The 22,320-nt window shown below is 69.6% G+C and carries 20 protein-coding genes and 2 pseudogenes; 15 read left to right on the top strand and 7 right to left on the bottom strand.

Annotated elements, in window-relative coordinates; genetic code table 11:
• Positions 1-23: 23 nt before the first annotated feature.
• Positions 24-605 (bottom strand): TetR/AcrR family transcriptional regulator, encoded by a 582-nt coding sequence (locus tag ACVHNB_RS15945; RefSeq protein WP_428950504.1) that lies wholly within the window; start codon positions 603-605, stop codon positions 24-26.
• 115 nt (positions 606-720) lie between these two features.
• Between ACVHNB_RS15945 and ACVHNB_RS15940 the strand changes: the two genes are divergently transcribed.
• The 7 genes from ACVHNB_RS15940 to ACVHNB_RS15910 all read left to right on the top strand — a co-directional run bounded on the left by ACVHNB_RS15940 (position 721) and on the right by ACVHNB_RS15910 (position 8,282).
• Positions 721-2,406 (top strand): CocE/NonD family hydrolase, encoded by a 1,686-nt coding sequence (locus ACVHNB_RS15940; protein WP_428950505.1) that lies wholly within the window; start codon positions 721-723, stop codon positions 2,404-2,406.
• 94 nt (positions 2,407-2,500) lie between these two features.
• Positions 2,501-4,168, top strand: coding sequence for an ABC transporter substrate-binding protein (locus ACVHNB_RS15935; protein WP_456228408.1), 1,668 nt, complete (start codon positions 2,501-2,503; stop codon positions 4,166-4,168).
• The gene (locus ACVHNB_RS15930; RefSeq protein ID WP_428950507.1) at positions 4,165-5,115 is read left to right on the top strand and encodes an ABC transporter permease; all 951 of its coding nucleotides are present in this window, start codon (positions 4,165-4,167) and stop codon (positions 5,113-5,115) included. Before ACVHNB_RS15935 ends, ACVHNB_RS15930 begins: the two co-directional genes overlap by 4 nt.
• Positions 5,112-5,987, top strand: a complete 876-nt coding sequence (locus ACVHNB_RS15925; RefSeq protein ID WP_428950508.1) for an ABC transporter permease — start codon at positions 5,112-5,114, stop codon at positions 5,985-5,987. The genes ACVHNB_RS15930 and ACVHNB_RS15925 overlap by 4 nt, the downstream gene beginning before the upstream one ends.
• Positions 5,984-6,988 (top strand): ABC transporter ATP-binding protein, encoded by a 1,005-nt coding sequence (locus ACVHNB_RS15920; RefSeq protein WP_456228407.1) that lies wholly within the window; start codon positions 5,984-5,986, stop codon positions 6,986-6,988. The genes ACVHNB_RS15925 and ACVHNB_RS15920 overlap by 4 nt, the downstream gene beginning before the upstream one ends.
• A complete protein-coding gene (locus tag ACVHNB_RS15915) occupies positions 6,981-7,808 on the top strand; it encodes an ABC transporter ATP-binding protein (protein WP_456228406.1) in 828 nt (275 codons plus the stop codon). The genes ACVHNB_RS15920 and ACVHNB_RS15915 overlap by 8 nt, the downstream gene beginning before the upstream one ends.
• A 12-nt stretch (positions 7,809-7,820) precedes the next feature.
• The gene (locus ACVHNB_RS15910; RefSeq protein ID WP_456228405.1) at positions 7,821-8,282 is read left to right on the top strand and encodes a DUF3237 domain-containing protein; all 462 of its coding nucleotides are present in this window, start codon (positions 7,821-7,823) and stop codon (positions 8,280-8,282) included.
• A 312-nt stretch (positions 8,283-8,594) separates the two neighbouring features.
• On the opposite strand, the gene ACVHNB_RS15905 is transcribed toward ACVHNB_RS15910, so the two are convergent.
• Positions 8,595-9,353 (bottom strand): GntR family transcriptional regulator, encoded by a 759-nt coding sequence (locus tag ACVHNB_RS15905; RefSeq protein ID WP_456228404.1) that lies wholly within the window; start codon positions 9,351-9,353, stop codon positions 8,595-8,597.
• A gap of 177 nt (positions 9,354-9,530) precedes the next feature.
• Here ACVHNB_RS15905 and ACVHNB_RS15900 point away from each other — a divergent pair, with 177 nt between their 5' ends.
• The 4 genes and pseudogenes from ACVHNB_RS15900 to ACVHNB_RS15885 all read left to right on the top strand — a co-directional run.
• On the top strand, positions 9,531-10,880 hold the full coding sequence (locus ACVHNB_RS15900; protein ID WP_456228403.1) for a PTS transporter subunit EIIC: 1,350 nt from the start codon (positions 9,531-9,533) through the stop codon (positions 10,878-10,880).
• A gap of 83 nt (positions 10,881-10,963) precedes the next feature.
• Positions 10,964-12,025, top strand: coding sequence for an SIS domain-containing protein (locus ACVHNB_RS15895; protein ID WP_428950514.1), 1,062 nt, complete (start codon positions 10,964-10,966; stop codon positions 12,023-12,025).
• A 579-nt stretch (positions 12,026-12,604) separates the two neighbouring features.
• Entirely contained in the window at positions 12,605-13,186 is a 582-nt protein-coding gene (locus ACVHNB_RS15890) for an SUKH-4 family immunity protein (protein WP_456228402.1), read from the top strand.
• Between the two features lie 155 nt (positions 13,187-13,341).
• A pseudogene (locus tag ACVHNB_RS15885) lies at positions 13,342-13,719 on the top strand (ImmA/IrrE family metallo-endopeptidase); the annotation flags it as partial.
• Here the strand turns inward: ACVHNB_RS15885 and ACVHNB_RS15880 are convergent.
• Both ACVHNB_RS15880 and ACVHNB_RS15875 read right to left on the bottom strand, forming a co-directional pair.
• Positions 13,664-14,557: a DedA family protein gene (locus ACVHNB_RS15880; RefSeq protein WP_456228893.1), complete on the bottom strand. Its 894-nt coding sequence runs from the start codon at positions 14,555-14,557 to the stop codon at positions 13,664-13,666. The pseudogene ACVHNB_RS15885 and the gene ACVHNB_RS15880 sit on opposite strands and share 56 nt — an antisense overlap.
• Positions 14,558-14,637: 80 nt before the next feature.
• Positions 14,638-15,366: a class I SAM-dependent methyltransferase gene (locus tag ACVHNB_RS15875; protein ID WP_456228401.1), complete on the bottom strand. Its 729-nt coding sequence runs from the start codon at positions 15,364-15,366 to the stop codon at positions 14,638-14,640.
• Positions 15,367-15,498: 132 nt separating this feature from the next.
• Between ACVHNB_RS15875 and ACVHNB_RS15870 the strand changes: the two genes are divergently transcribed.
• Both ACVHNB_RS15870 and ACVHNB_RS15865 read left to right on the top strand, forming a co-directional pair.
• Positions 15,499-16,644, top strand: coding sequence for a sensor histidine kinase (locus ACVHNB_RS15870; RefSeq protein ID WP_456228400.1), 1,146 nt, complete (start codon positions 15,499-15,501; stop codon positions 16,642-16,644).
• The gene (locus tag ACVHNB_RS15865) at positions 16,641-17,291 is read left to right on the top strand and encodes a response regulator (RefSeq protein WP_456228399.1); all 651 of its coding nucleotides are present in this window, start codon (positions 16,641-16,643) and stop codon (positions 17,289-17,291) included. The genes ACVHNB_RS15870 and ACVHNB_RS15865 overlap by 4 nt, the downstream gene beginning before the upstream one ends.
• 149 nt (positions 17,292-17,440) lie before the next feature.
• Here ACVHNB_RS15865 and ACVHNB_RS15860 read toward each other — a convergent pair whose 3' ends face one another.
• Positions 17,441-17,980 (bottom strand): SMI1/KNR4 family protein, encoded by a 540-nt coding sequence (locus ACVHNB_RS15860; protein ID WP_456228892.1) that lies wholly within the window; start codon positions 17,978-17,980, stop codon positions 17,441-17,443.
• A gap of 169 nt (positions 17,981-18,149) precedes the next feature.
• Here ACVHNB_RS15860 and ACVHNB_RS15855 point away from each other — a divergent pair, with 169 nt between their 5' ends.
• Positions 18,150-19,271, top strand: coding sequence for an IS630 family transposase (locus ACVHNB_RS15855; RefSeq protein ID WP_428950519.1), 1,122 nt, complete (start codon positions 18,150-18,152; stop codon positions 19,269-19,271).
• A gap of 26 nt (positions 19,272-19,297) precedes the next feature.
• Here ACVHNB_RS15855 and ACVHNB_RS15850 read toward each other — a convergent pair whose 3' ends face one another.
• Positions 19,298-19,837 (bottom strand): GNAT family N-acetyltransferase, encoded by a 540-nt coding sequence (locus ACVHNB_RS15850; RefSeq protein ID WP_428950520.1) that lies wholly within the window; start codon positions 19,835-19,837, stop codon positions 19,298-19,300.
• Between the two features lie 763 nt (positions 19,838-20,600).
• Between ACVHNB_RS15850 and ACVHNB_RS15845 the strand changes: the two are divergent.
• Positions 20,601-21,008: pseudogene (locus ACVHNB_RS15845) on the top strand (helix-turn-helix domain-containing protein); the annotation flags it as partial.
• Positions 21,009-21,130: 122 nt separating this feature from the next.
• Here ACVHNB_RS15845 and ACVHNB_RS15840 read toward each other — a convergent pair.
• Positions 21,131-22,054, bottom strand: a complete 924-nt coding sequence (locus ACVHNB_RS15840) for a calcium-binding protein (RefSeq protein WP_428950521.1) — start codon at positions 22,052-22,054, stop codon at positions 21,131-21,133.
• Positions 22,055-22,320 lie beyond the last annotated feature (266 nt).

Raw genomic sequence — 22,320 nt, 5'->3', positions numbered from 1 at the left:
GGGTTGTCAAGGCCACGAGCCCGTCAGGCCTGCTTCCCCGACCCCAGCAGCTCCACCGCGGCGAGAACGGTACGCGTCCCGCGCTCGGACGTCCAGCCGTCGGGGTCCTCCAGCGTGGAGAGCCAGTAGCCGCGGAAGAGCAGATGCAGGATGTCGGCGGCCAGTTCCGGCGCGGGAGTTCCCGCTTCGGCGACGACCTCGACCAGTTCCGCGTGCTGGGCGCGGGCCACCGTGCGGACCTGCTTCAGCTCGGTCCCGGCGCCCGACCCGGCACCGACGATCTCCATCAGCAGGCGCCGCATGACCTCGTCGTCGTCCGCGGTCGTGCACATCCAGCGGGCCAGCGCCGGCAGCCGCTCCGGCCCGCCCACCCCGTCGAGCAGCTCCTCCACTTCCCGGCCCCACTCCCGCTCCGCGCGGCGCAGCGCGTTGACCATGAGATCGGCGCGACTGCGGACGTAGTTGGTGACCATGGCCGTCGATCCACCGAGCTTCTCGGCGACGGCCCGGATGGTCACGGCACGCACCCCTCGCTCACGGGCCACGTCGATGGTGGCGGCAGCGATCTCGTCGAGCCGCCGCACTGCGTCTACTTCGATCGGCATGTCATTGACCTCAAGGGGTTGTCGACGGGTGTTGACGAGGTGAAGAACAGCTGCAATGTTGTCATACAACAGCGTTGCACAACACTGTTGTATTTCATTTGGCTGGAGATGCCCCATGCCTTTTCCCTTCGAGCGGATCAGCGCGGCACCGGTCCCCGAGGACGCCCGGCAGTACATGGTCCGTATGCGCGACGGCGTGCGCCTGGCCACCGATGTCTATCTCCCCGCGTCGGACGAGGGCGCGGGAACGGTCCCCGCCGTCCTGGTCCGCCTCCCCTACGACAAGAACAGCCGGTACGTGTATCTCGACCGGGTGGCCCGCCTCTTCACCGCCCGCGGCTATGCCGTGGTGGTGCAGGACGTGCGCGGCAAGTTCCGCTCCGGTGGCAGCACGGTGCCCTTCCTGCGTGAACCACAGGACGGCTACGACACCCTCGAGTGGATCGTGCACCAGCCCTGGTCGGACGGCCGCGTCGGCATGTTCGGCGACTCCTACTACGGGTTCACCCAGTGGGCCGCCGTCGCGGCGCAGCACCCGGCGCTGCGCGCCATCGTGCCGCGCGTGACCGCCGCGGACTTCAACACGATCTGGCAGCCCGAGGGGCAGCGCGCACCGGTCTGGCTGGAGGGCGTCGAGTACTTCGCCCACCACTGGGTGGACAACGAGTCCTACGAGTACGCGATCGACCGTTCCCGACGGCCCGTCATCGAGCAGTACGAGGAGGCCTTCCGGGCGATCGGGGCGCGCTCGCTCTGGTTCGATCTGCTGGCCCCCCGACAGGCGGGTCTGTCCACGCAGCCCGGCCTGCATCCGTTCGACGCGCGGCCCGTCCCGGTGCTGCACTGCGTCGGCTGGTTCGACAACATCGTCAGCGCGCACATGCGGGACTACATGGAACTGGCGTCCCGGCCCGGCTGGGACGCGGTCCAGTACCTGTGGGCCGGTGCGGTCGACCACGAGAACTACCGCCTGGCGCAGGCTCCGGTCTCCGCCGAGAACGACCACAACACCGACGAGGGCGCCCTGGACCGGATGCTGCCCGACTACGCGAACCCGGCCATCGAGTTCTTCGACGTGTTCCTCAAGGAGGTACGTCCCCTCTCCTCGCTGTCCAAGGTGAGCTGGGAGCTCGGGCACTCCGGCTGGCGCACCTCGACCAAGTGGCCACCGCCCGACAGCACCGAACGCACCTTCTGGCTGGCCGATGCCGTCCGTGCGAGCAGCCCGCTGCCGGGCGGTTCACTGAGCGACCACCCGGTCGACGAGGGCGCGACCGTGCGGTGGACGCACGATCCCGACGACCCGGTCCCCTCGGCGGTCGACGACTCGTTCGCCTATCTGCGCGTCCACCCCGACCTGTCACTCATGGTCGGGCGGGAGGACGTCCTCGCCTTCTCCGGTCCCGTGCTGTCGGAACCTCTCGACCTCGCGGGCCCGGTCGTCGTGGGACTGCATGTCACCAGCACCGCCGAGGTGTTCGACGTGTTCGCCAGGGTCGTCGATCTCGCTCCGGACGGGCAGGCCCGGCTCGTCGCCCGTGGCCAGATCTCGGTGCACGCGAGTGAGGCCGCGGACGAGATCCGCGTCGAACTCGGGCACACCGGCTACCGGTTGCGGCCCGGTCACCGGCTGACGCTGGTCCTGGCGAGCAGCGATCATCCGCTGTTCCTGCCGGCGCCGGGCACCGGGGAGAACCCGTGGACAGCGCTCACCGCGAAACCGAGCGTGCAGACCCTGCACGTCGGCGGAGTACGCCCTTCGCACCTCACCGTCACGGTCGTGCCGCCGGCCGCTCCCTGAGCCGTCCGCACACCCGACGGTTCACCCGCACCACCGCGCGACCCCGCGCCAAGGAATCCACCGCAGCGATCCGTCTCCTTTGAGGAGCTCCCTCATGCAGGCTCCCAGAACCACTCTCCGAACCAACCGCACCGCCATCGGCGCCCTGTGCGTCCTGCTGTCGGCGACCGCCTGTAGCTCGGGCTCCGGCACCGAGTCGGCGCCCGAAGCCCCGAAGCTCACCCTGCGCACACCCGCGGCGACCAAGCCCCTGGAAAGCGTCACCTGGAACCTCCCCATGGGCGAGCCCAGGACGCTGGACTCGGCGAAGATCGCCGACTACTCGCCGAGCACCGTGAAGGCCAACCTCTGCGACTCCCTGCTGCGGTTGAAGCCCGACTACACCACAGGCCCGGGCCTCGCCTCCTCGTGGAGCCGCCCGGACGACACCACGCTGGTCCTGAACCTGCGCAAGGACGTCACGTTCTGGAACGGCCACCCCATGACCGCGGACGACGTCGTCGCCGGACTCCTGCGCCAGAAGGACCCCGCGACCCAAGGCGTCAATGCGACTCTGCTGGCCAACGTCAAAACGATCACCGCGTCCGGCGCGCACCAAGTGACGGTCCGGTTCACGAGGCCGGACGAGATGTTCCTCAAGTCGCTCGCGACCAGCTTCGGCACGGTCAACGAGGCCGCGGCGATGAAACGCGCAGGCCGTTCCTACGGCACGGCCAAGGGCGGTCTGATGTGTACCGGCCCGTTCAGGCTGAGCTCGTGGAAGCCCGGCGAATCGATCACGGCCACGCGCAACGCCGACTACTGGGACACATCCCTGAGGCCCAAGGTCCAGAAGCTCACGTTCAAGTTCATCACCGACGGCTCGACCCTGACCAGCGCCCTGCTGTCCGGACAGGTCGACGGCAGCTACGAGATCAGCTCCTCCGGTGCCCGCGCGCTGTCCGCGTCATCCGTCGGCACGCTCTACCACGGGCCCTCGGCCCAGACGAACTTCATCGCCGCCATCGGCACCGGCTCGCCCCTCGCCGACCACCGGGTCGCCGAGGCGCTGTCCCTCGTCCTCGACCACAAGTCCCTCGTCAAAAACGTGTACGCGGGTGCGGCTCAGCAGCTCAAGACGTTCAACCCGCCCTTGGTGTGGCAGCACGGCGACGCCGCCGACACCTACGCCAAGGGCTACGACGCTCTCCCCGCCGTGCCCGCGGTCGACGTCGAGCGCGCCAAGAAGCTGATCGCGCAGGCGAATCCTGCCCGGCGCACCCTGAATGTCGCCGTCGCCGCGGGCGACCAGCAGTCCCAGCAGACCCTCACCTTCCTCCAGGCGGGAGCGAAGAAGATCGGCCTCAAGCTGGTCATCAAGCAGCTCCAGCCCACACAGATGTCGGGTCTGTTCTTCGACCCGTCCCTGCGCAAGGGCCTGGACGCGACCATGGTCCTCGGCTACGTCGAGATACCCGACCCCCTCTCGTACGCGCAGCTCATGACGTCACCCACCTCGCCGTTCAACTGGACCAACTACCGCAACGCCAAGGTCACTTCCCTCCTCGGCAAGGCCCAGGCCACCCTGCGGCCCGCCGATTCGGCAGCCCTCTTCAACCAGGCACAGGCGCTGTACACGAAGGACCTGCCGGTGGTGCCGCTGGCCTCACCCTACGAGCGGCTGTTCCTCAACAAGCGGCTCAGCGGCGCGCCCGCCTCCTTCGCCTACCTCAACATGCCCTGGGCGGCCTACCTCGGCGGCACCGGGAAGGCCACCTCGTGATCGCCCGCTTCGTCGCCCGGCGCGCGGCGGCCCTGGCGGTGACGCTGCTCGTCGCGAGCGTCGCCGTCTACGGCGCCCTGTTCCTCTCCCCCGGCGACCCGGCCACGCTGCTGGTGGGCGGCGGCAAGGAGCCGAGCCCCGGACTGCTCGCGGAGATCCACCGGCAGTACCACCTGGACGATCCGTTCCTGGAGAGCTACTGGCGCTGGCTGACCGGCATCGTCCAAGGGGACGCCGGTCAGTCGCTCAGCTACCAGGACTCCGTCACCCACCTCCTGGCCGACCGGGCCGGCAACACCGTGTTCCTCATCGTGTACGCCGCCGTGCTCATCGTCGTCCTCGGCGTCACCTCGGGCACGGTGGCCGCCCTGCGCGGCCGCCTGACCGACACCACCATGACGGTGGCCTCCACCACGCTCATGGCCGTCCCCGTGTTCGTCATGGCCACGCTCCTGATCTGGCTCTTCGCCGTACGGCTCGCCTGGCTCCCGGCGTACGGCAGCGGATCCGGATTCACCGGGCGGCTCGAACACCTCACGCTGCCCGCCGTCGCGCTCGCCGCCTCCTGGCTCGCCTACGTCGCCCAGGTGACCCGGTCGTCGGTCCGGACCGAACTCGCCTCCGAACACGTGCAGACGGCCCGCAGCCGCGGCATCGGGGAGCGCGTCGTCATCCGCAAACACATCCTGCGCAACGCCGCCGCGCCGATCGCCTCCGTCTCCGGAGTGGCCGTCGCCGGGCTCATCGCCGGCAGCGCCATCGTGGAACAGGCCTTCGGTCTCAACGGTGTCGGCGCCCTGCTGATCCGCAGCGCCGCCCAGCAGGACCTGGCGGTCGTGCAGGCGGTGGCGCTGCTCACCGTGGTGGCGTTCGCCGTGATCAACACCGTGGTGGACGTGGTCACCGCCGCCCTGGACCATCGCGTCGCTCTGGGAGGAGACCGGTGAGCACCTACCAACTGGCGTCCTTGTCCCGAGGGCGGCCCTCCACGGGCCGCTTCCGCGCCCTCACCCGTGGCCGGGGCATGCTGATCACCTCCGGAGCCGTCGTCGCCCTCGTGGTCCTGGCCGCCGTGTCCGCGCCGCTCCTCGCGCCCTACGACCCGAACGCCGTGGACCCGCTGGCGGTCTCCCAGGGCAGTTCGGCGGCGCACTGGCTCGGCACCGACGACACCGGCCGCGACCTGTTGTCGCGACTGCTGTACGGAGCCAGGCCCAGCCTTCTCGCTCCGGCCCTGATCACCGTGATCGCCGGATTGGCCGGCACAGGCCTCGCGGTGTCGGCCGCGTGGCTCGGGGGCTGGTACGACCGTCTGGTGTCCGGCTTCCTGGACCTGATCTTCGGGTTTCCCGGTCTGGTCCTGGCGGTGGTCGGGGCAGCGGTCTTCGGAGCGGGTCTGCACATCGCTGTGGCCACCCTCTCGATCGCGTACCTGCCCTACATCGCCCGCGTCGTACGCAGCTCAGCCCTGCGGGAGCGGTCCCTCCCCTATGTCTCCGCCCTCGGCATGCTCGGCATGTCGGGGCGACGGATCTGCCTACGCCATCTGCTGCCCAATCTGCTGCCCCTGATCCTGGTGCAGGCCACGACCTCCTTCGGCTACACGCTGCTCGACGTGGCGGCGTTCTCCTTCATCGGCCTCGGCACCCAACCACCCACCGCCGAATGGGGATTGATGGTCGCGAACGGCGCGCCCGGCATCCTCGCCGGCCAGCCCGCACAGGCGCTGTACGCGGGCCTGGTCATCGTCGTCCTCGTCATCGCCTGCAACCTCTTCGGCGGCGCCCTGTCCCGCCGACTGCTGGGAGAGGACCGATGAGCACACCGCTCCTTGAATTCGACGGGCTGCGCGTCACCCTCCCGGTGAAGGGCGAGCACCGTCCCGTCATCCACCGCGTGGATCTGTCCGTGCCGGCGGGGAGCGCCGTGGGGCTGGTCGGGGAATCCGGCTCGGGAAAGTCGCTCACCGCCCGGTCGGTGCTCCGGCTGCTGCCGCCCGGCGCCCGGGTCGAGGGTGAGGTCCGCTTCGCCGGGGCGTCGGTCACCGCCATGGGCCCGGCGGCTCTGCGTGCGCTGCGCGGCCACGACGTCGCGATGATCTTCCAGGATCCGCGGGCGCACATCAATCCGCTGCGCACCATCGGCGACTTCCTCACCGAGGGACTGATCGCCACGCGCGAAGAGCGCCGCGGGAGTGCCGAGGCCAAGGCCGTGGACCTGCTGCGCGAGGTGGGCATCGCCGACGCCTCCCGTCGCCTTCGCCAGCGTCCGGCCGAGCTGTCCGGGGGGCTTCTGCAGCGGGTGATGATCGCCGCCGCGCTGCTCGGTGAGCCCCGGCTCCTGCTGGCCGACGAGCCCACCACCGCCCTGGACGTCACCACTCAGTCGGAGGTCATGGCCATCGTCGACGAGGCCCGTGCTCGGCGCGGCCTCGCGATGCTGTTCATCACCCACGACCTGGCCCTGGCCACGGCCGTCTGCGACAGCATCGCCGTCATGTACGCGGGCTCCGTCGTCGAGGAGGTGCCGGCGGCACGGCTGCACGACGGCTCCGCGCATCCGTACACCCGCGCTCTGCTCGCGTCACGGCCCGAGCCCGGTGCCGGTGCGCAGCCTCTGCGGACCATCGGCGGCAGGCCACTGTCGGCGTTCGAGGCCGGGCGGGGGTGCGCCTTCGCGCCACGCTGCCCGGCCGTCCAGGACATCTGCGCCAGCGAGAGCCCGAAGCCGGCACCGGTCGAACACGGCTCGGCCGCCTGTCATTTCCCCTCGCCCACCACCCTGCACGGCGACCAGGACAGGAGCGCACGACATGACTGACGACGCCGCATCGCCCGCCCTGGAGGCGGTCGGCCTGCGCAAGACCTTCGGCGACTTCGTCGCCGTGGACGACATCACCCTGACCCTGGCGCCCGGCTCCTCGCTGGCCGTGGTCGGCGAGTCGGGCTCGGGCAAGACCACCACCGCACGCATGATCGCCGGCCTTGAGCCGCTCACAGCCGGCACGCTCCGGCTGGACGGACAGGCCCTGCCCGGGCGCCGGGCGGGACCCGCCGCACGCCGACGCTTCGCCCGATGCGTACAGATGGTGTTCCAGGACCCGTACGCATCGCTGGACCGCCATCAGCGCGTGGCGGACAGCATCAGCGAAGTCCTCACGCTGCACACCGACTTGAGGGGCGACGAGCTGCGCCGCCGCACCGCCGAACTGCTCCACCAAGTGGGGCTCGGCGCACCGCAGGCCCGGTCGCTGCCGCGTTCCCTGTCCGGAGGGCAACGGCAGCGGGTGGCCATCGCACGGGCCGTGGCCGTCGAGCCGCGCCTGCTGATCCTGGACGAGGCGGTCGCCGCCCTGGACGTGTCCGTGCAGGCGCAGATCATCGCGCTGCTCAGGGAGATCCGCGAACGCTCGGACATCTCCTATCTGTTCATCACCCACGACCTCGGCATCGTCCAGCACATCTGCGACGACATCGTCGTCATGCACCGCGGACGTGTCGTCGAGAGCGGACCCACCCTTTCCGTGCTCGACAAGCCGCAGGACCCGTACACCCGCAAGCTGCTCGACTCGGTGCCACGGCGCGGCTGGAGACCCAGCCGCCGCCTTCCCTCCGCCGACACCAACCCACCGACCTCGTAACGGAGTTCAGCCATGCCCTTCTCCCCCGCCCTGACCTACGCGTTCGAGATCCGCGCCCACCTTGATCCGTCCCTGCACATCGGCCACGGCGACGGAGAGGTCACCGAGTTCACCCCGATCGTCGGCGGCACCGTCGACGGTCCTCTGCTGCGCGGAAAAGTCCTCCCCGGCGGCGGCGACTGGAGCAGCACGCGCGGCGAGGTATGCGAACTCGACGCCCGCTATCTCCTTCAGGCCGACGACGGGGCCGTCATAGACATCGTCAACCGCGGCTACTACCGTCCGGCGCCGGACAGCCCGGACCAGTACGACGCGGACCTCCAGGTCACCCACGCCGGCCACTACTACCGCACCCACCCCGTCTTCCGCACCGACGCCCCAGCCCACCGCTGGCTCGCCGAGACGGTCTTCGTCGGTCTCGCCCGCCCCGAGGGAGAGGACGTGGTGGCCATCCGCATATACGCGCTGACGTAGGTCAAGGCGCCCCCCTTCCCTGGGAGAAGTCGCCGCGCTACTTCGACGCAGCCCCCCTCCCCCCGGGAATTACCGGAGCCCTATGTGCTGCCGCAGTCTTGAGACGGCCATCAAGGCGACGTGATCCGTGAAGTGCGGGCTCAGGACGCCCTCACCTACACGGAAGTCGCGTACCCGGCCGCGCACAGCCAGCAGTTGTTCACCGAGGACACCACCCGGGCCCTCCGCCGAGCGGATCAGGGGCGATCGGCCCCCGCCCACGGGACATGTGGCGGGCGGGACGGGCGATGCGGCGCGGAAGGATGAGTCCGGTCAGCGCGAGGGGAACGTGGTACGCAGCCGATAGCGCTCGCCGCTGTAGTCGACCGTCGACAGCAGTACCGGCCGCTGGTCCCGGCCGCGGATCGTCTGGTCGAGCCTGAGCACTGGCGCGCCCACCGCGATCTGGAGTTCTCGGGCGAGCTCCGGATCGGCGGCGCGGGCCTCGATGGCCGTCTCCGCGTGGTCGAGAACAACCCCGCGGACGGCGAGTTCCGCGAAGAGGGAGGCGGAGGTGAAGTCGACCTCGTCCAGGCCCGGAGCGGCCCGGTCGACGATGAGGGTGCGGTCGACTGCGATGCGTACGCCGTCGAGGAAGCGGACCCGGTCAAGGCGCAGGAGCGGAGTGCCGGCCGGGACGTCGAGCCGGTCCGCGTCGTCGAGGGTGGCGAGCACCCGCTCCCGCGTCAGCACCAGCGAACTCGCCGTCATCTGCTTGCGCCGCGCGGTGGCGGTGAAGGACTCCAAGTCGTTGGGCCACTCGCGGGCGGGCGCGGGCGCGGCGACGAACCAGCCCCGGCCGTGCGTCGCCGTCAGCAGCCCCTGCTCCACCAGGTGGGTCAGCGCCTTGCGCAGGGTGACCCGGGAGATGGCCAGGCGCACGCACAGGTGACGCTCGGACGGCAGCCGGTCGCCCGCCGCGAGTCCTTCGCGCGCGATCTCCCCGCGGATCAGATCGGCGGCCTGCTCCCACAGCGGGGCGGCACCGCTGCCACGGCGCGGGGTGGGGGCGGCTGGGCCCAATTCCGACATACGGGTTCCTCCGGTTCGACAACCTGAACCATACCACCGCATACCAGTAGAGCCCGTCAGGTCGCTCTCCCGATGGTACGTGGCTCGCTTTTGGTCTGCTTCATTAATACCAGTGTTGACCAGTTGCAGACCTCCGCATACCTTGGGAGTGTTCCCCAGTCCCACGGAGGAAGACAGATGAGTACGGCTCACGCGACGAAGCGTGCCGGAAGCGGCGTGATGGCGGTCATGCAGCGGATCGGACGCAGCCTGATGCTGCCGGTGGCGGTGCTGCCCGCGGCGGCGATCCTGCTGCGGCTCGGCAAGGACGACCTGCTGGGCCGCGAGGCCCTGCCCGAGGTCATCCGCAAGTTCGGCATGATCCTCAGCGCCGGCGGCCAGGCGGTCTTCGACAACCTGCCGCTGCTCTTCGCGATCGGTGTCGCCATCGGTTTCGCCAAGAAGTCCGACGGCTCGACAGCGCTGGCCGCAGCGGTCGGCTACCTCGTCTTCAAGAACGTCCTCGCAAGCCCGGCCTTCCCCAAGGGAGTCGACGGCCAGCCGCAGGATGCGAAGGTGCTCGGCGGCATCGTGATGGGCCTGATCTGCGCCCTGCTCTACCAGCGCTTCAGCCGGACCAAGCTCCCGGAGTGGCTGGGCTTCTTCGGCGGCCGGCGGCTCGTGCCGATCCTCAGCGCGTTCGCCGGTGTCGTGACCGGGCTCGTCTTCGGCCTGGTGTGGCCGGTCGTCGGCGGCTGGTTCTTCCACTTCGGCGAGTGGCTGGTGGGCACCGGCGCCTGGGGCGCGGGGCTGTTCGGCCTGGTGGTGCGGGCGCTCATCCCGATCGGGATGCATCACTTCTTCTCGTTCTTCCCCTGGTTCGAGGCGGGTTCGTACACCAACCCGCAGACCGGCGCCGAGGCCCACGGCGACATCGCCCGCTTCCTGGCCGGCGACCCCAGCGCCGGGCAGTTCATGACCGGCGGCTTCCCGATCTACATGTTCGCGTTGCCCGCCGCCGCCCTCGCCATCGCACACACCGCGCGGCCCGAGCGCCGTAAGGCCGTCAAGGGCATGATGATCTCGGTCGCCCTGACCTCGTTCGTCACCGGTGTCACCGAACCGCTGGAGTTCAGCTTCATGTTCGTGGCGCCCGTCCTCTACGCCATCCACGCGGTGCTCTTCGGCGTCTCCATGGGCGTCTGCTACGCGCTCGGTATCCGCGACGGCTTCGGTTTCTCCTCCGGCGCCATCGACTACGTCCTCAACTTCGGCATCGCCACCAAGCCGTGGCTGCTCATCCCGATCGGTCTGCTGTTCGCCCTCCTCTACTACGGGATCTTCCGCTTCGCCATCGTCCGGTTCGACCTGCCCACCCCGGGCCGGGAACGCGAGGACGACCCCGGGGAGGCCGCCGTGCCGCCCCCGCGCGAGCAGGAGAACGTGGCCACCGCAGCGGAGGCCCCGGGCCTCGCGACCGGCCCCGTGACTCCGCCCACCAATCCCGCGTCACCGCAGGCCGGCCCCGCGACCCCGCCGACCGGCTGACGCGCCCGCCCACGACGCCGTACGACCGCACCACCCGCGCCCCGAGCCGCCGCCCGCGGCCAGGGCCGCCGAAAGGAACCCCCATGACCGGCTCCCGCATCACCTTCCACACCGGCCAGGACCGGCAGCCCGACGCCCTGGAGCGGGTGACGGCCCACGTCCGCGCGCAGCTCTCCGGACCGGCCCGCGACCTCGCCGCCGCCCGCAGGCCGCTGTTCGCCGGGATCGGCGCCTCGTACGCCGCGCTCGCCGTGCCGGTCGCGGTGCTGCGCGCCCATGGGGTGCCCGCCCAGCGGGTGCTCGCCAGCGAGATCGAGGACGGGCTCGGCGGGTTCGACACCGACGCGCTGATCGGCGTGTCGCAGTCCGGGCGCAGTTCGGAGACGCTCGCCGCGTTCAGGGCGGCCGGTGATGTGCGCACCGCCGCCCTGATCAACGTGGCGCCGTCCCCGCTGGGCGACCTCGCGAGACTGACGCTCGATCTCGGCAACGAACCGGACTCGTACGCCTCGACCGTCGGTTTCACCGGCACCGTCGTCGCCCTCGACCTCCTCGCCGGGGCGGTCGCGGGTCGCGCCGGTGATCCGTGGGACGGCATCGCGGACCGGCTGCGCACCGTACGGGAGCGGGCAGCCGCCACGATCGCGCCGCTGCGGGCCCGCGCCGCCGCCTGCGTCGCCGCGGACTGCGTGGCCTCCGGCGCCTCGCGGGCCACCGCCGAGGAGGCCGCCCTGCTGCTGCGCGAGGTGCCGCGCCTGCCCGCCGCCGCCTCCGTCACCCGCAACTACCTGCACGGCGAGATGGAGTCGGCGGGCAACACACTGCACCTTGTGTTCGGCGACGGCCGCGAGGTCGAGCTCGCCCGCTCGCTGTCCGGCGCCGGTCACCTGACGCTGCTCGTCACCACCCGGGAGGTCGAGGCCGGCGACGCACTCGGCGTGGTCCGGCTGCCCGGGACGGACCCGGCGCCGCGCGTCGTCCTGGAGACGGCCGTCGTCCAGGAACTCGTCCAGGCCCTCAGCGCCGAACGCGACGTGCCCGTCGAGGCGTTCGTCTTCGCCAACGACGACACCAAGGAGGGCGGCGTCGACCCGGGCGACTTCGCCATCGCCTCCCCTCAGTTCTCCGGCGCCCACCGCAGCTGAACCGTCCGCCGGTTCCGTTCCGGGCGCCCGTGCCGGGGAGCGAGCCCTCCCGGCGCGGGCCGCCCGGCGCGGAACCGGGAACCCAAGGTCCGCTCCCCGGCGCGCCGACGGGCGTGCTGGAGGGGTGCGCGGATGGGGGCGCGGGGCGAGGGACGGGCGACGACGAGGGGCGGCCGGCACCGTACGGGACCAGCTGGATCTACAAGCCGGGCGGCCCGCTCGGCACGCAGACCATGCACAATTCCACTGGCGAAACCAAGTCAGCAACGTTTGGTACGGAGCCCTATGGAGGACGGCGATCCGGGCCTGCCGTGTCCGGCCACCCGCCGTGCCGGACCACGAAACCCCGCCGCGCCCCTACATCCCGGCGCCGCGCTCACCAAAGTACGTCCCGATCGTTCCCACGGTTTCCTACTCCCGACGCTCCCTGCTGGCCTGACTGCACTGGCTGCATGAGACGGAGGCGGCTTCGGGCGGGTGAAAATCCGGAGCCGCCCGGTGTCATCCGATGCGTTGCTGCCGAGCCCACGTGTCTACATCGGAGACCTTGAATTGCAGCTTCGCGTTCCGTCCGAGTCAGTGCTGTTCAACGTTGACCATCAGGCCCTGGAAGACGTCGAGCTGGTGGAGGAAGTCGCCGTACCGCCCGAGGCCACCGGCCGCCAGTACGGCTTCAGCGGAGAGACGTTGGACTTCCTCACCCACGTCGGGCTCCCACAAGCAGAGGAGTACGAGCTGGGGTTCTTCCTGCCGCAAGACTTCAACTCAGCGTTCATCTGGGACGCCACAGCGAAAGCTGCCGACGGATGGGAGACCCCTGACGAGCTCAAGACGGTCGTCAAGATCGGGAACTTCCCGATCAACCCGATCGTGATCGCTGCGGACACAGGCACCGTCTACCAGTACACAGAGGGCGTCAACCTGGTCATCCCCATCCACCAGGACATCTCCTCACTCATCAAGACCGCCCAGTCCTGGCTCGACTTCATCACCTCCTTCAGCGCCGACGACGAGGACCCCGACTCCGCGGATGCCCGTCGCCGTCAGGAAGTCGAAGCACTGATGGCGTACATCCGCGAAGTCGATCCGCTGCCGTTCGCCAACCAGTACAGCGAGTGGAACGAGCTCTTCGACAACCTCCAGGGCGGGATGTACACGTAACCGCCCCCTGCAGCGCGGCCATCACCGGCGCCTTCGGCCGATCCGGACCGACCGCGCCCGCCGATTCACCAAGTCGAGCCGGGCCAGGGCGTGGGGCAGCCCTGGCCGCGCTCGGTGCGGGGCGTGGCCACGGGTGAGCGACCGCCTTGCACCCCATGGACGGCGGTCAACGCGCGAAGGACGCCGCCGAGGCCCTACGGGCCCACTGGCCGATGGGCGACGCCCCCACTGACGCGCTGATGCCGCTCCTCGAAGCCAATGACATCCGCATCGTTGCTCTACCGACCGACTGCGGAGACGTAGGGGCGTTGTTCACACGCCAGTCCGGGACACCCTTCGTCTTCCTCCCATCCCGTCTGGACGGCGAACAGGCACGGCGGCACCTCCCCCACGAGCTCGGGCAACGCGTCCTTGGCCATAGCCGGCCGGGCCACCGGGTCTCGCGCACTGCGGCCGTCCCGTCCGCCTCTGCTTTCCTCATGCCCCGTACTGCCGTCGTCGCCTCGACGCTCCGCACCGCCACTCTCGAACGCTTGGCCGCAGAAGCCGGCGACTGGGGTGTTTCGATATCCGCTGTTCTCCACCGCCTGCATGAACTGGAGCTTTTCCCCGAGTGGTCCCACAGATCCACCGACCAAAGACTCGGTGGCGAAACGACCCCCCACCTCCCGTCCGGAGCCGGTTCCGATGAACGCAGCCGCCTGCTGCCCAAAGCCGTGGCTCACCTTCGAGCTGGCGGGCTTCCCGTCGACTCCGTCGCGGAGTTGACCGCCCTTCACATCGACGACCCTCCGCGCTGGGCGACGACGACCGGCCCAGCGCCTCCTGCTTCCGCCGAGAAGCAGAAGCACCAGAGCGGGTCCGGCTGCGGATTTTGCTGCCGCCCAGGACGGCCGCAGTGATCACTGCGGCGGTGGCGGCGAGGGCGGGGCCTCCGTAGGCGATGGTGTGCTGGAGGGAGGTGGCTGCGACGTATCCCGTGGTGGCTTCGGCGCCGGCCCACACCGGTGCGGCGAGCAGGCTGTAGGGGGCGATGCGCCGGTAGGGCAGGTGGGTCGCCCCGGCCAGGTGCGGGGTCAGGGTGCGTACGACGGGGACGAAGCGGGACAGGAAGACGGCCTGGCCGCCGCGTCGGGCCATGAGTGCTTCGGCTCGCTGCCACGCGGCGGTGGGGATGCGGCGGCCGAGCCGTCCGGTGCGCAGGTGGCTGCCGAGCATGTGTCCGGTGCGGTGGCCGAGGGCGTCCCCGGCGACGACCGCGCCCGAGGCGGTGGCGATGACCAGAACGAGGTTCAGGTCGCCGGCGCGAGCCAGGGTTCCGGAGGCCAGCAAGAGAGTCAGGGTCGGGATGAACGCGCCGATCAGCAGCACGGACTCGGCCAGCACCGCGGCGGCCAGGATCGCGTAGGCGGCCTGGGCGGGAACGTGACTGATCAGTCCGGTCAGCGTGTTCACCGGTCTGCACCGGCCATGATGTGCTGCGCTGCCGGGACGGATGCGCGGGCGGGGCGGCGCAGCTGCCAGACGTTGGCCGGGGGCAGGTTGCCCCACACGGTCCAGCAGCCGGTGGCGTACCTGCGCTGGTAGTCGGCGAGGACCTCTTCGACGGCGCGGTGGCGGCGGGCTTCGCTGCGGGAGGCGGTCAGGGCGCGGGCGTAGCGGGTGCCGCGGTAGGCGAAGTAGGTGAGGGTGCCGCCGGGGTGGAGCAGTTCCATGTACCGGTTCATGATCGTCTCGACCTGGGCGGGGGTGAAGTTGGTGAAGGGCAGGCCGGAGACGATCACGTCGTAGGGGCGGCCGGTGTCGAGCTGTTCGACGAGGGTGTGGTGGACGCGGACCCGTTCACTCCGGCCGACGAGCCGCGGATGAGTGCGGACGAGGCGGCGCAGCTGGGAGGCGAAGCGCGCGTTGGCCTCGACGATGTCCAGTCGGCTGCCCGGGGAGAGGCGGGAGATCAGGGTGCGGGTGACGGAGCCGGTGCCCGCGCCCGCCTCCAGGACGTTGAGGGGCTGCGTTGCGTGCTCCTGGACCGGGTCGGTGAGCAGGCGGGCGAGCGCTTTGCTGCTGGGAGCGATGGCTCCGGTGGTGCGCAGGTCGCGGGCTGCTTCGATGAGAAACATCCAGCCCTCGGCGTTGCGCTGCGCGAGGACACGGTCGTGTGAGGTGGTCCAATCGTCCATGTCTTCGACGCTAAGGACGCTCGCTCTCCTGCGGATCATCCCTTGTGCGTCCGCCTTCCCCTACGAAAGTAGGGGGTCGCCGTGGCGGAACGGTGGCCGTGACGCAGACGGCCGCCTGCCTACGCTGCGCAGATGAAGCGGGAACAGAACCACAGGTGGGCCGCGTACGGTCGCTACGGCCTGGTGGTGTTGCTGACGCTGGCCGCGGTCCAGAACACGGCATCGAGCGCCGGCGGCCACTACGGCGGCGCCCGCACAGCGGTGGCGCTCGCGTGCGGGCTCGCCCTGCTGCTGCGCCGCGGCCCCTGGTGGCTCGCCCCGGCTCTCACGACGGCGGCGGCGGGTGTGTGGGGGTGGCCCATGCTCCCGCTGTTCCTGCTGGCCCTGTTCGACCTCGCCTCCCGCCGCCGCACCCTGGCAGCCGTGGTCTGCTCTGCCGTGGCCCTCACCGGCAACGCCGTCCTACGCCCGGTGGTGTCCTTGTGGAGCCCGCAACCCTATGGTTCGGTGCTCTTTGTGCTGCTGGCCGTGGTGGGCGGGCTGTGGATGGGAAACCGCCGCCGCCTGGTCGAGGCGCTGAATACTCAGGTGGATCATCTGCGGACCGAGCGGGAACTACGCGAGCAGGCCGCACGCATGGCCGAGCGGTCCGCGATCGCGGCGGAGATGCACGACGTACTCGCCCACCGGCTCAGCCTGATCGCCCTTCACACGGGTGTCCTCGCCACGAAAAAGGATGCCCTGCCCGATCCCGTCGTCGAACGCCTCAGCCTGCTGCGTACCACCTCCACCGAGGCTCTGACCGACCTGCGCGACGTGCTTGGCGCCCTGCGTACCGATACCTCTGCTGCCACCGACCCGCCCGCACCGGCCCTGCGCGACGTCGAAGAGATGATCGGGCAGTCCCGGGCGGCCGGACAGGTCATCGGCACGATGGTCGAGGGCAGTCCTGAACAGGCGCCCGCGGCGCACCGTCTGGCCGTCTACCGGTTGGTCCAGGAAGCATTGACCAATGCCCGCAAGCACGCCCCCGACGCGCCCGTCCACGTCCGCGTCGACTACGGGCCACCCGCCACCCTGATCGAAGTCACCAACCCTCCCAGCACGAACCTCCACGGCGCCCCGGCGGTTCCCTCCGGATTCGGCCTCATCGGACTGCGCGAGCGCGTCGAAGCACTGGGCGGGCACTTGAACGCCGGCCCCGGCGGCGCCGGGACCTGGCGACTGGCCGCCCGCATCCCCCACCCCGTCACCGAACAGAACGGCCCCCGTACGTGATCCGCGCCATGGTCGTCGACGACGACGCCCTCGTCCGCCTCGGACTGACCGACCTCCTCGCCAGCGACGACGCCATCGAGGTCGTCGCCCAGGCCACCGACGGCCTCCACGCCATCGAGCAGGCCACCGCCCACCGCATCGACGTCGCCCTGGTCGACGTCCGCATGCCCCGTATGGACGGCATCGCTGCCACTCGGCGGCTGCGTGCCCTGCCCCACCCACCGAAGGTCATCACCCTGACCACCTTCGACCTCGACGAGTACGTCTACGACGCACTGGCCGCGGGCGCCGACGGCTTCCTCCTCAAGGACACCGACCCCGCTGAAATCTTGCGAGCCGTCCACCTCGTCGCCGCCGGTTCCGCCATGCTCCACCCCACCGCCGCCCGCCGCCTCATCGATCGCTACCACCACACGGGCCGCCCTCAGGCCACCCAGGCCCAAGCCCGCATCGCACCTCTCACCCCACGTGAAAAGGACGTCCTGGCGCTGCTCGCTAAAGGGGACACCAACGCCGATATTGCGAAATCCCTCGGCATGCAGGAGAGCACCGTCAAATCCCACGTCAGCCGTATCTTGACCACCCTGGGCGTCACCAACCGGGTCCAGGCCGCGCTCTTGGCCCGCGACGCCGGCCTCACCCCCTGAGCGCCCTCCCGACATCACCGCCGCCATGTGCCTGCGAACGCGTCCGCGCGGTTTTCGGACCACGCACCGGGCCCGGGACGAACGCTCTGTTCTTACTTCTCCAGGGTGAGGACGGCTTTGGCGATGTCGGTCATGTGGTGGGGACTGTTTCACGACCAGACGAGTCGCCCTTCGGCGAACTCACAGACTGGGTGTTCTCCATCGGCGATCTTCGTCAGCATCTCCGCCACGGAGTCGAAATAGTGAGCCAGCGATTCGTACTCACCCGTGGTCGTGATCTCGCCCGCGAACCATTTGCCGACACGCCCGTCCCGCACGTCGATGAACTTTCCCATCCAGCCGGCCTGGTCCGACAGGAACGGGATCCACTCATTGCGCCAGAACGGATTCTCCGGCTGGTCCGGGGGGTCGAATCCACCGGGCATGGAGCGGTTCTCGTAGAGCCTCTCCATGGCCCGGATACCCAGAAAGAAGCTTCCCTCGTCCGGAAACCCCGCGAAGCCGCAACATGCGGCATCGTCGTCCACATCCTCCTCAGGAAGATCCAGATTGTTCTGCAGCAGCCACGCCCGCAGATCCTGAGGGAGGCCGATACCCATCCGCTTCTCAGCGGCCGCGATCATCTGTTCCGTAGCGGGCCCAGGCAGATCCACGTGATCGGCAGGGGCGTGCTGCCGCAGAAGATTCATCACGCGGGACCAGCTCTCCACGAACGTTGTCACCGCTGGCGGGGCTTGATCATGGCGAAGACCTCCGGTGTGGTGGAGCTGTCTAGTGCTCTGACCGGGAAGGTTCGCCGGATCGGTGGTTCCAGAGGTTGGATGTCCGGAGACGTCCGATCCGACCGCTGGGGGTGTGGTGGCTAAGCCTGTCCATGTGCGCAGGTTGACCGACCAGGAGGGGCAGAAGCTGCAGCAGAGCGTGCGTCGTGGCAGCACCAGTTCGGTGCGGTACCGGCGCGCGATGATGCTGCTGGCCTCGGCCGGCGGGAATCGGGTCCCAGTGATCGCGAAGCTGGTCCAGGCCGACGAGGACACCGTCCGCGACGTGATCCACCGGTTCAACGAGATCGGTCTTGCCTGCCTGGACCCTCGGTGGGCGGGAGGCCGTCCCCGCCTGCTTAGTCCTGACGACGAGGACTTCGTCGTCCAGACGGCCACCACCCGCCCGACCAAGCTCGGCCAGCCCTTCACCCGCTGGTCCATCCGCAAACTCGCCGCCTACCTGCGGAAAGTGCACGGCCCTTTGATCCGGATCGGTGGCGAGACATTACGGTGCCTGCTCGCCCGTCGCGGCATCACCTTCCAACGCACCAAGACTTGGAAGGAGTCGCCCGACCCCGAGCGCGACACCAAGCTGGACCGCATCGAGGAGGTGCTGGAACGCTTCCCGGACCGCGTGTTTGCGTTCGACGAGTTCGGGCCGCTCGGCATCCGCCCCACCGCCGGAGCTGGCTGGGCTCCCGCCGGTCACCCTGAGCGCCATCCCGCGACCTATCACCGCACCCACGGGGTGCGGTACTTCCACGGCTGCTACTCCGTCGGCGACGACCGGGTGTGGGGCGTCAACCGCCGCAAGAAGGGTGCGGTGAACACCCTGGCCGCACTGAGGTCGATCCGGGCCGCACGCCCGGACGACACCCCGATCTACGTCATCCTGGACAACCTGTCCGCCCACAAGGGCGACAAGATCCGTCGCTGGGCGAAGAAGAACCGCGTCGAGCTGTGCTTCACCCCGACCTACGCCTCCTGGGCCAACCCGATCGAGGCGCATTTCGGGCCACTGCGGCAGTTCACGATTGCCAACTCCAACCACCGCAACCACAGCGTGCAGACCCGGGCCCTGCACTCCTACCTGCGCTGGCGCAACGCCAACGCCCGCCACCCCGACGTCCTCGCGGCCCAGCGTCGCGAACGCGCCCGCATCCGCAGCGAAAAGGGCATTCGCTGGGGCGGACGCCCGCTCCCCGCCCCGGCCTGACCAAGCGACAGAGGCCGCCGAGAGCGTCAGACCCTCACACCACGCGCGATTCGGTACAGCACGTTCGGACGCAGTGGCCCTTCGGGTGCGGTGGGGTCGTCGAAATCGTCAGCCGGGTCTCGGGTCATGCCGATCCGGCGCATCACTGCTTGGGAACGGAGGTTCGTGGCAGTCGTCACTGCAAGGATCTCGGTAAGTTCAAGCGTTTCGAAGCCGAAGGCCAGGCCAGCCAAGGCGGCCTCGGTGGCGTAACCCTGGCCCCAGGCCGAGCGAGCGAGCCTCCAACCGATCTCTACCCCAGTGAACGGCATGCCATCATCCACCTGGTCCAAGCCCGCGAAGCCGATGAACTCGCCCGTGGCCTGCAGTTGAACTGCCCACCATCCGTAGCCTCGCTGGTCGAACTCGGCCTGGAACTGCGCCACGGAGGCATCGCTCTGTTCACGGGTGAGCAGGTCGCCCAAGTGCTCCCGGACCTCGGGATCAGCATTCATCGCCGCCCACGGTTCAAGGTCGGAGTCTTGCCATCGACGGAGCACGAGGCGATCGGTATGCAGTTCAGCCATGCTGCCCAGCCAACGTGAGCACCGTCCCCAAGGCAATCCATTTGGGTGTGGCTCTTCTGGAGGGATGACCGTCTAGGGTTGGGCATGGGCCCCGTGTCGGCGGCGATGCCATGTCAGTGCGGGGGACGCAAGGGCAAGGACGAGCGCGATGCCCGCAGTGATCATGGACGGCCTCGTCTGTCCTTGGGCAAGCACGTACGCCCCACCAGCGATACCGCCCAGGGCTACGCTGAGCGCGGGTGGCCAATGGCACGTGGCGAGTCCCGTGATCACCACCACGTACGTCGGCAACACTGCGAGAAACACCACCCAAAACGGCCACGGGACGCTGTGGTGCGGCGCAACGCAGTCGCCCCTGATGCCAGGCTCGCAACGGGCTATGAACCCGGAGATTCCCCAGCTCATGAACAGCATGACAAGGACGCCGAGCGGAATCCACCAGAGGCTCGTTTCGTCGAGCGGTCGAGTTCGCGACGAGCGCTTCGCGCCCACCTTGCGCTTCCTGCCAGGTCTCATACCGCTGTGACCATAGGGGTGTGGTGTCGCTCCGGGGAAGCCCCGATCCTGCACGGGCCAGCCGACAGATGTGGCTCTCCTCGGCGACCATCCCTCCAAAGGAGCTACACCCAATCCATTTTCTTCGGGACTGCTACCGCCGCTCAGAAGGAGAATGCACGGCTGGCTCCAAGCCTGAGGAAGCGACCACCGCCCCGGCGAACCTTCCCGGTCAGAGCACTAGCGACTGCACCGCACGGAGGGCTTCGTGTCCCACCGTGATGCCAGTCTGACCGTGCACGGCAGGCGACTGCTGGTCGAACGTGTCCGCGCCGGTCGCCCGGTCACGTATGTGGCCGCCGAAATGGGCATCTCGCGGCCCACCGCCCACACCTGGATCCGCCGCTGGCGCACCGAGGGCGAACAAGGACTGCACGACCGTTCCAGCCCTCCCCCCACCACACCGCACCGCACCGCGGCACCGCTGGAGGCCCGGGTCTGCCGCCTGCGCCAGGACCGCAGACTCGGAACGGCCCGCATCGGCCCGATCCTTGGCCTGCCCGCCTCCACCGCGCACCGGATCCTGGCCCGCCACGGGCTGAACCGCCTGGCCTTCCTGGACCGGCCCACCGGGCAGGTCATCCGCCGCTACGAACGAGCCCGGCCCGGCGAACTCAGTGGTCCGGGCGGCCGCGGGGCCGGACCGACCGCGCCACCGGATCCGTAAGCCGGCCAACACCGGGACGAGCACGAGTCTGTCGCCTCGCCGCCCCGGTGTGGTCAGCCAGGTCAGCGGGCTCAGCGCACGTCCACGCAGTCACCGGTGGCGGTGACCGGCGGCGTAGTAGAGGTGCCCTCGAACTTGTAGCGGTAGCAGCGGTCGGTCGTGGCGGTGCGAGTCTGCTTTTCGACACCCGCCAGGCTGCCGGTGCCGGTGATGTGGCTGCTGGTGGTGGCGTACGAGCCGGTCAGCGAACGCTCCTGGAGGCGGACGGTCTGCTGGGTGTAGCCCGCGTACTTGTGGGTGTCCCAGTTGGCGCGCTCCAGCTTGCCGGTGATCGTGATCGTCTTGCCCTTGGCGACGGGTTCGGGGGCCGCGTTGTTGCTCAGCCGGGACCAGCGCTTGAGGTACCAGGTCTTGGCGTTGTCGGTGTCCACGTCGGTGGCCGCGTCGGTGATCGCATAGAGGGCGATCTTCCACGCTCCGGCGTCCTCGTTCTTCAGGTAGTCCTGGGGGTCGATCTTGAAGGTGGCCGTGCAGTCGAACATGGTGTCGCCGGACTGAACGCACGGGTCGATGTCCGCGTCGAACTGCTCGGAGTTGAAGAACTGCTTCAGGTCGCTGTCGCGGTCGGTGCCGCGCCAGATCGACGCGTGGCTGCCGTAGAGCTTCGACCCGCCGCTGACCGTCCACTTCACAGTGATCGTCTGCGTGTTCGTCGTCCCGATGCGGGCGCTGTTGCCGCCGTCGACGGTGATGCCGGAGACGACGGTGGAGTCGGCAGCTCTCGCGGCGAGGGTCCTGGGCGCTGCGGCTTTCGCTGCCGACGCGTCGGCGGCGAAGGCCTTGCTCTGCTGCAGCGCCTCATCCTCGCCGGTCCCGCCCGCCGTCGCGGACGGTGTGACGAGCAGACCGACGGCAACTCCGGAGGCGGCCAGTGCGCTGACGCCCAGGGTCACCTTCTTGCCGGGCGTCAACTTGTTGCGGGAGTGCTGGGACATGAGAAGGCTCCGTTATGGACTTTCGATGGGCGGATACAGGTCGCACGGCCACAGCGGCCGCACAGTGTTGATCGTCGATGAAGCGAAAGGGTTGTACGCGCGCGACCGTTGAGGCGCGTGAGGTGTATCACCTGGTGTTGTCGTGTCGCACAGGGCTTGTGTGCTGCGCGGACCAACCAAGGCCTGGGGTGCGCCAAGCTCCATCGCTTGTGCGTGGACGAACTCGGCACTCACAGCGGGATGGACGGGGCGCGTTGCGCGTTCGA

The organism is Streptomyces sp. YJ-C3 (assembly GCF_053891275.1).
The sequence above is the reverse complement of the archived record's forward strand: the minus strand, read 5'-3'. Positions and strand labels throughout refer to the sequence as shown.

Bases quoted from the DNA above. Each gene is read 5' to 3' on its own strand.
- ACVHNB_RS15935 (WP_456228408.1), top strand. From the start codon at position 2,501: ATGCAGGCTCCCAGAACCACTCTCCGAACCAACCGCACCGCCATCGGC.
- ACVHNB_RS15940 (WP_428950505.1), top strand. From the start codon at position 721: ATGCCTTTTCCCTTCGAGCGGATCAGCGCGGCACCGGTCCCCGAGGAC.
- ACVHNB_RS15840 (WP_428950521.1), bottom strand. From the start codon at position 22,054: ATGTCCCAGCACTCCCGCAACAAGTTGACGCCCGGCAAGAAGGTGACC.
- ACVHNB_RS15945 (WP_428950504.1), bottom strand. From the start codon at position 605: ATGCCGATCGAAGTAGACGCAGTGCGGCGGCTCGACGAGATCGCTGCC.
- ACVHNB_RS15920 (WP_456228407.1), top strand. From the start codon at position 5,984: ATGAGCACACCGCTCCTTGAATTCGACGGGCTGCGCGTCACCCTCCCG.
- ACVHNB_RS15905 (WP_456228404.1), bottom strand. From the start codon at position 9,353: ATGTCGGAATTGGGCCCAGCCGCCCCCACCCCGCGCCGTGGCAGCGGT.
- ACVHNB_RS15895 (WP_428950514.1), top strand. From the start codon at position 10,964: ATGACCGGCTCCCGCATCACCTTCCACACCGGCCAGGACCGGCAGCCC.
- ACVHNB_RS15870 (WP_456228400.1), top strand. From the start codon at position 15,499: ATGAAGCGGGAACAGAACCACAGGTGGGCCGCGTACGGTCGCTACGGC.
- ACVHNB_RS15915 (WP_456228406.1), top strand. From the start codon at position 6,981: ATGACTGACGACGCCGCATCGCCCGCCCTGGAGGCGGTCGGCCTGCGC.
- ACVHNB_RS15910 (WP_456228405.1), top strand. From the start codon at position 7,821: ATGCCCTTCTCCCCCGCCCTGACCTACGCGTTCGAGATCCGCGCCCAC.
- ACVHNB_RS15875 (WP_456228401.1), bottom strand. From the start codon at position 15,366: ATGGACGATTGGACCACCTCACACGACCGTGTCCTCGCGCAGCGCAAC.
- ACVHNB_RS15900 (WP_456228403.1), top strand. From the start codon at position 9,531: ATGAGTACGGCTCACGCGACGAAGCGTGCCGGAAGCGGCGTGATGGCG.
- ACVHNB_RS15850 (WP_428950520.1), bottom strand. From the start codon at position 19,837: ATGGCTGAACTGCATACCGATCGCCTCGTGCTCCGTCGATGGCAAGAC.
- ACVHNB_RS15860 (WP_456228892.1), bottom strand. From the start codon at position 17,980: ATGAATCTTCTGCGGCAGCACGCCCCTGCCGATCACGTGGATCTGCCT.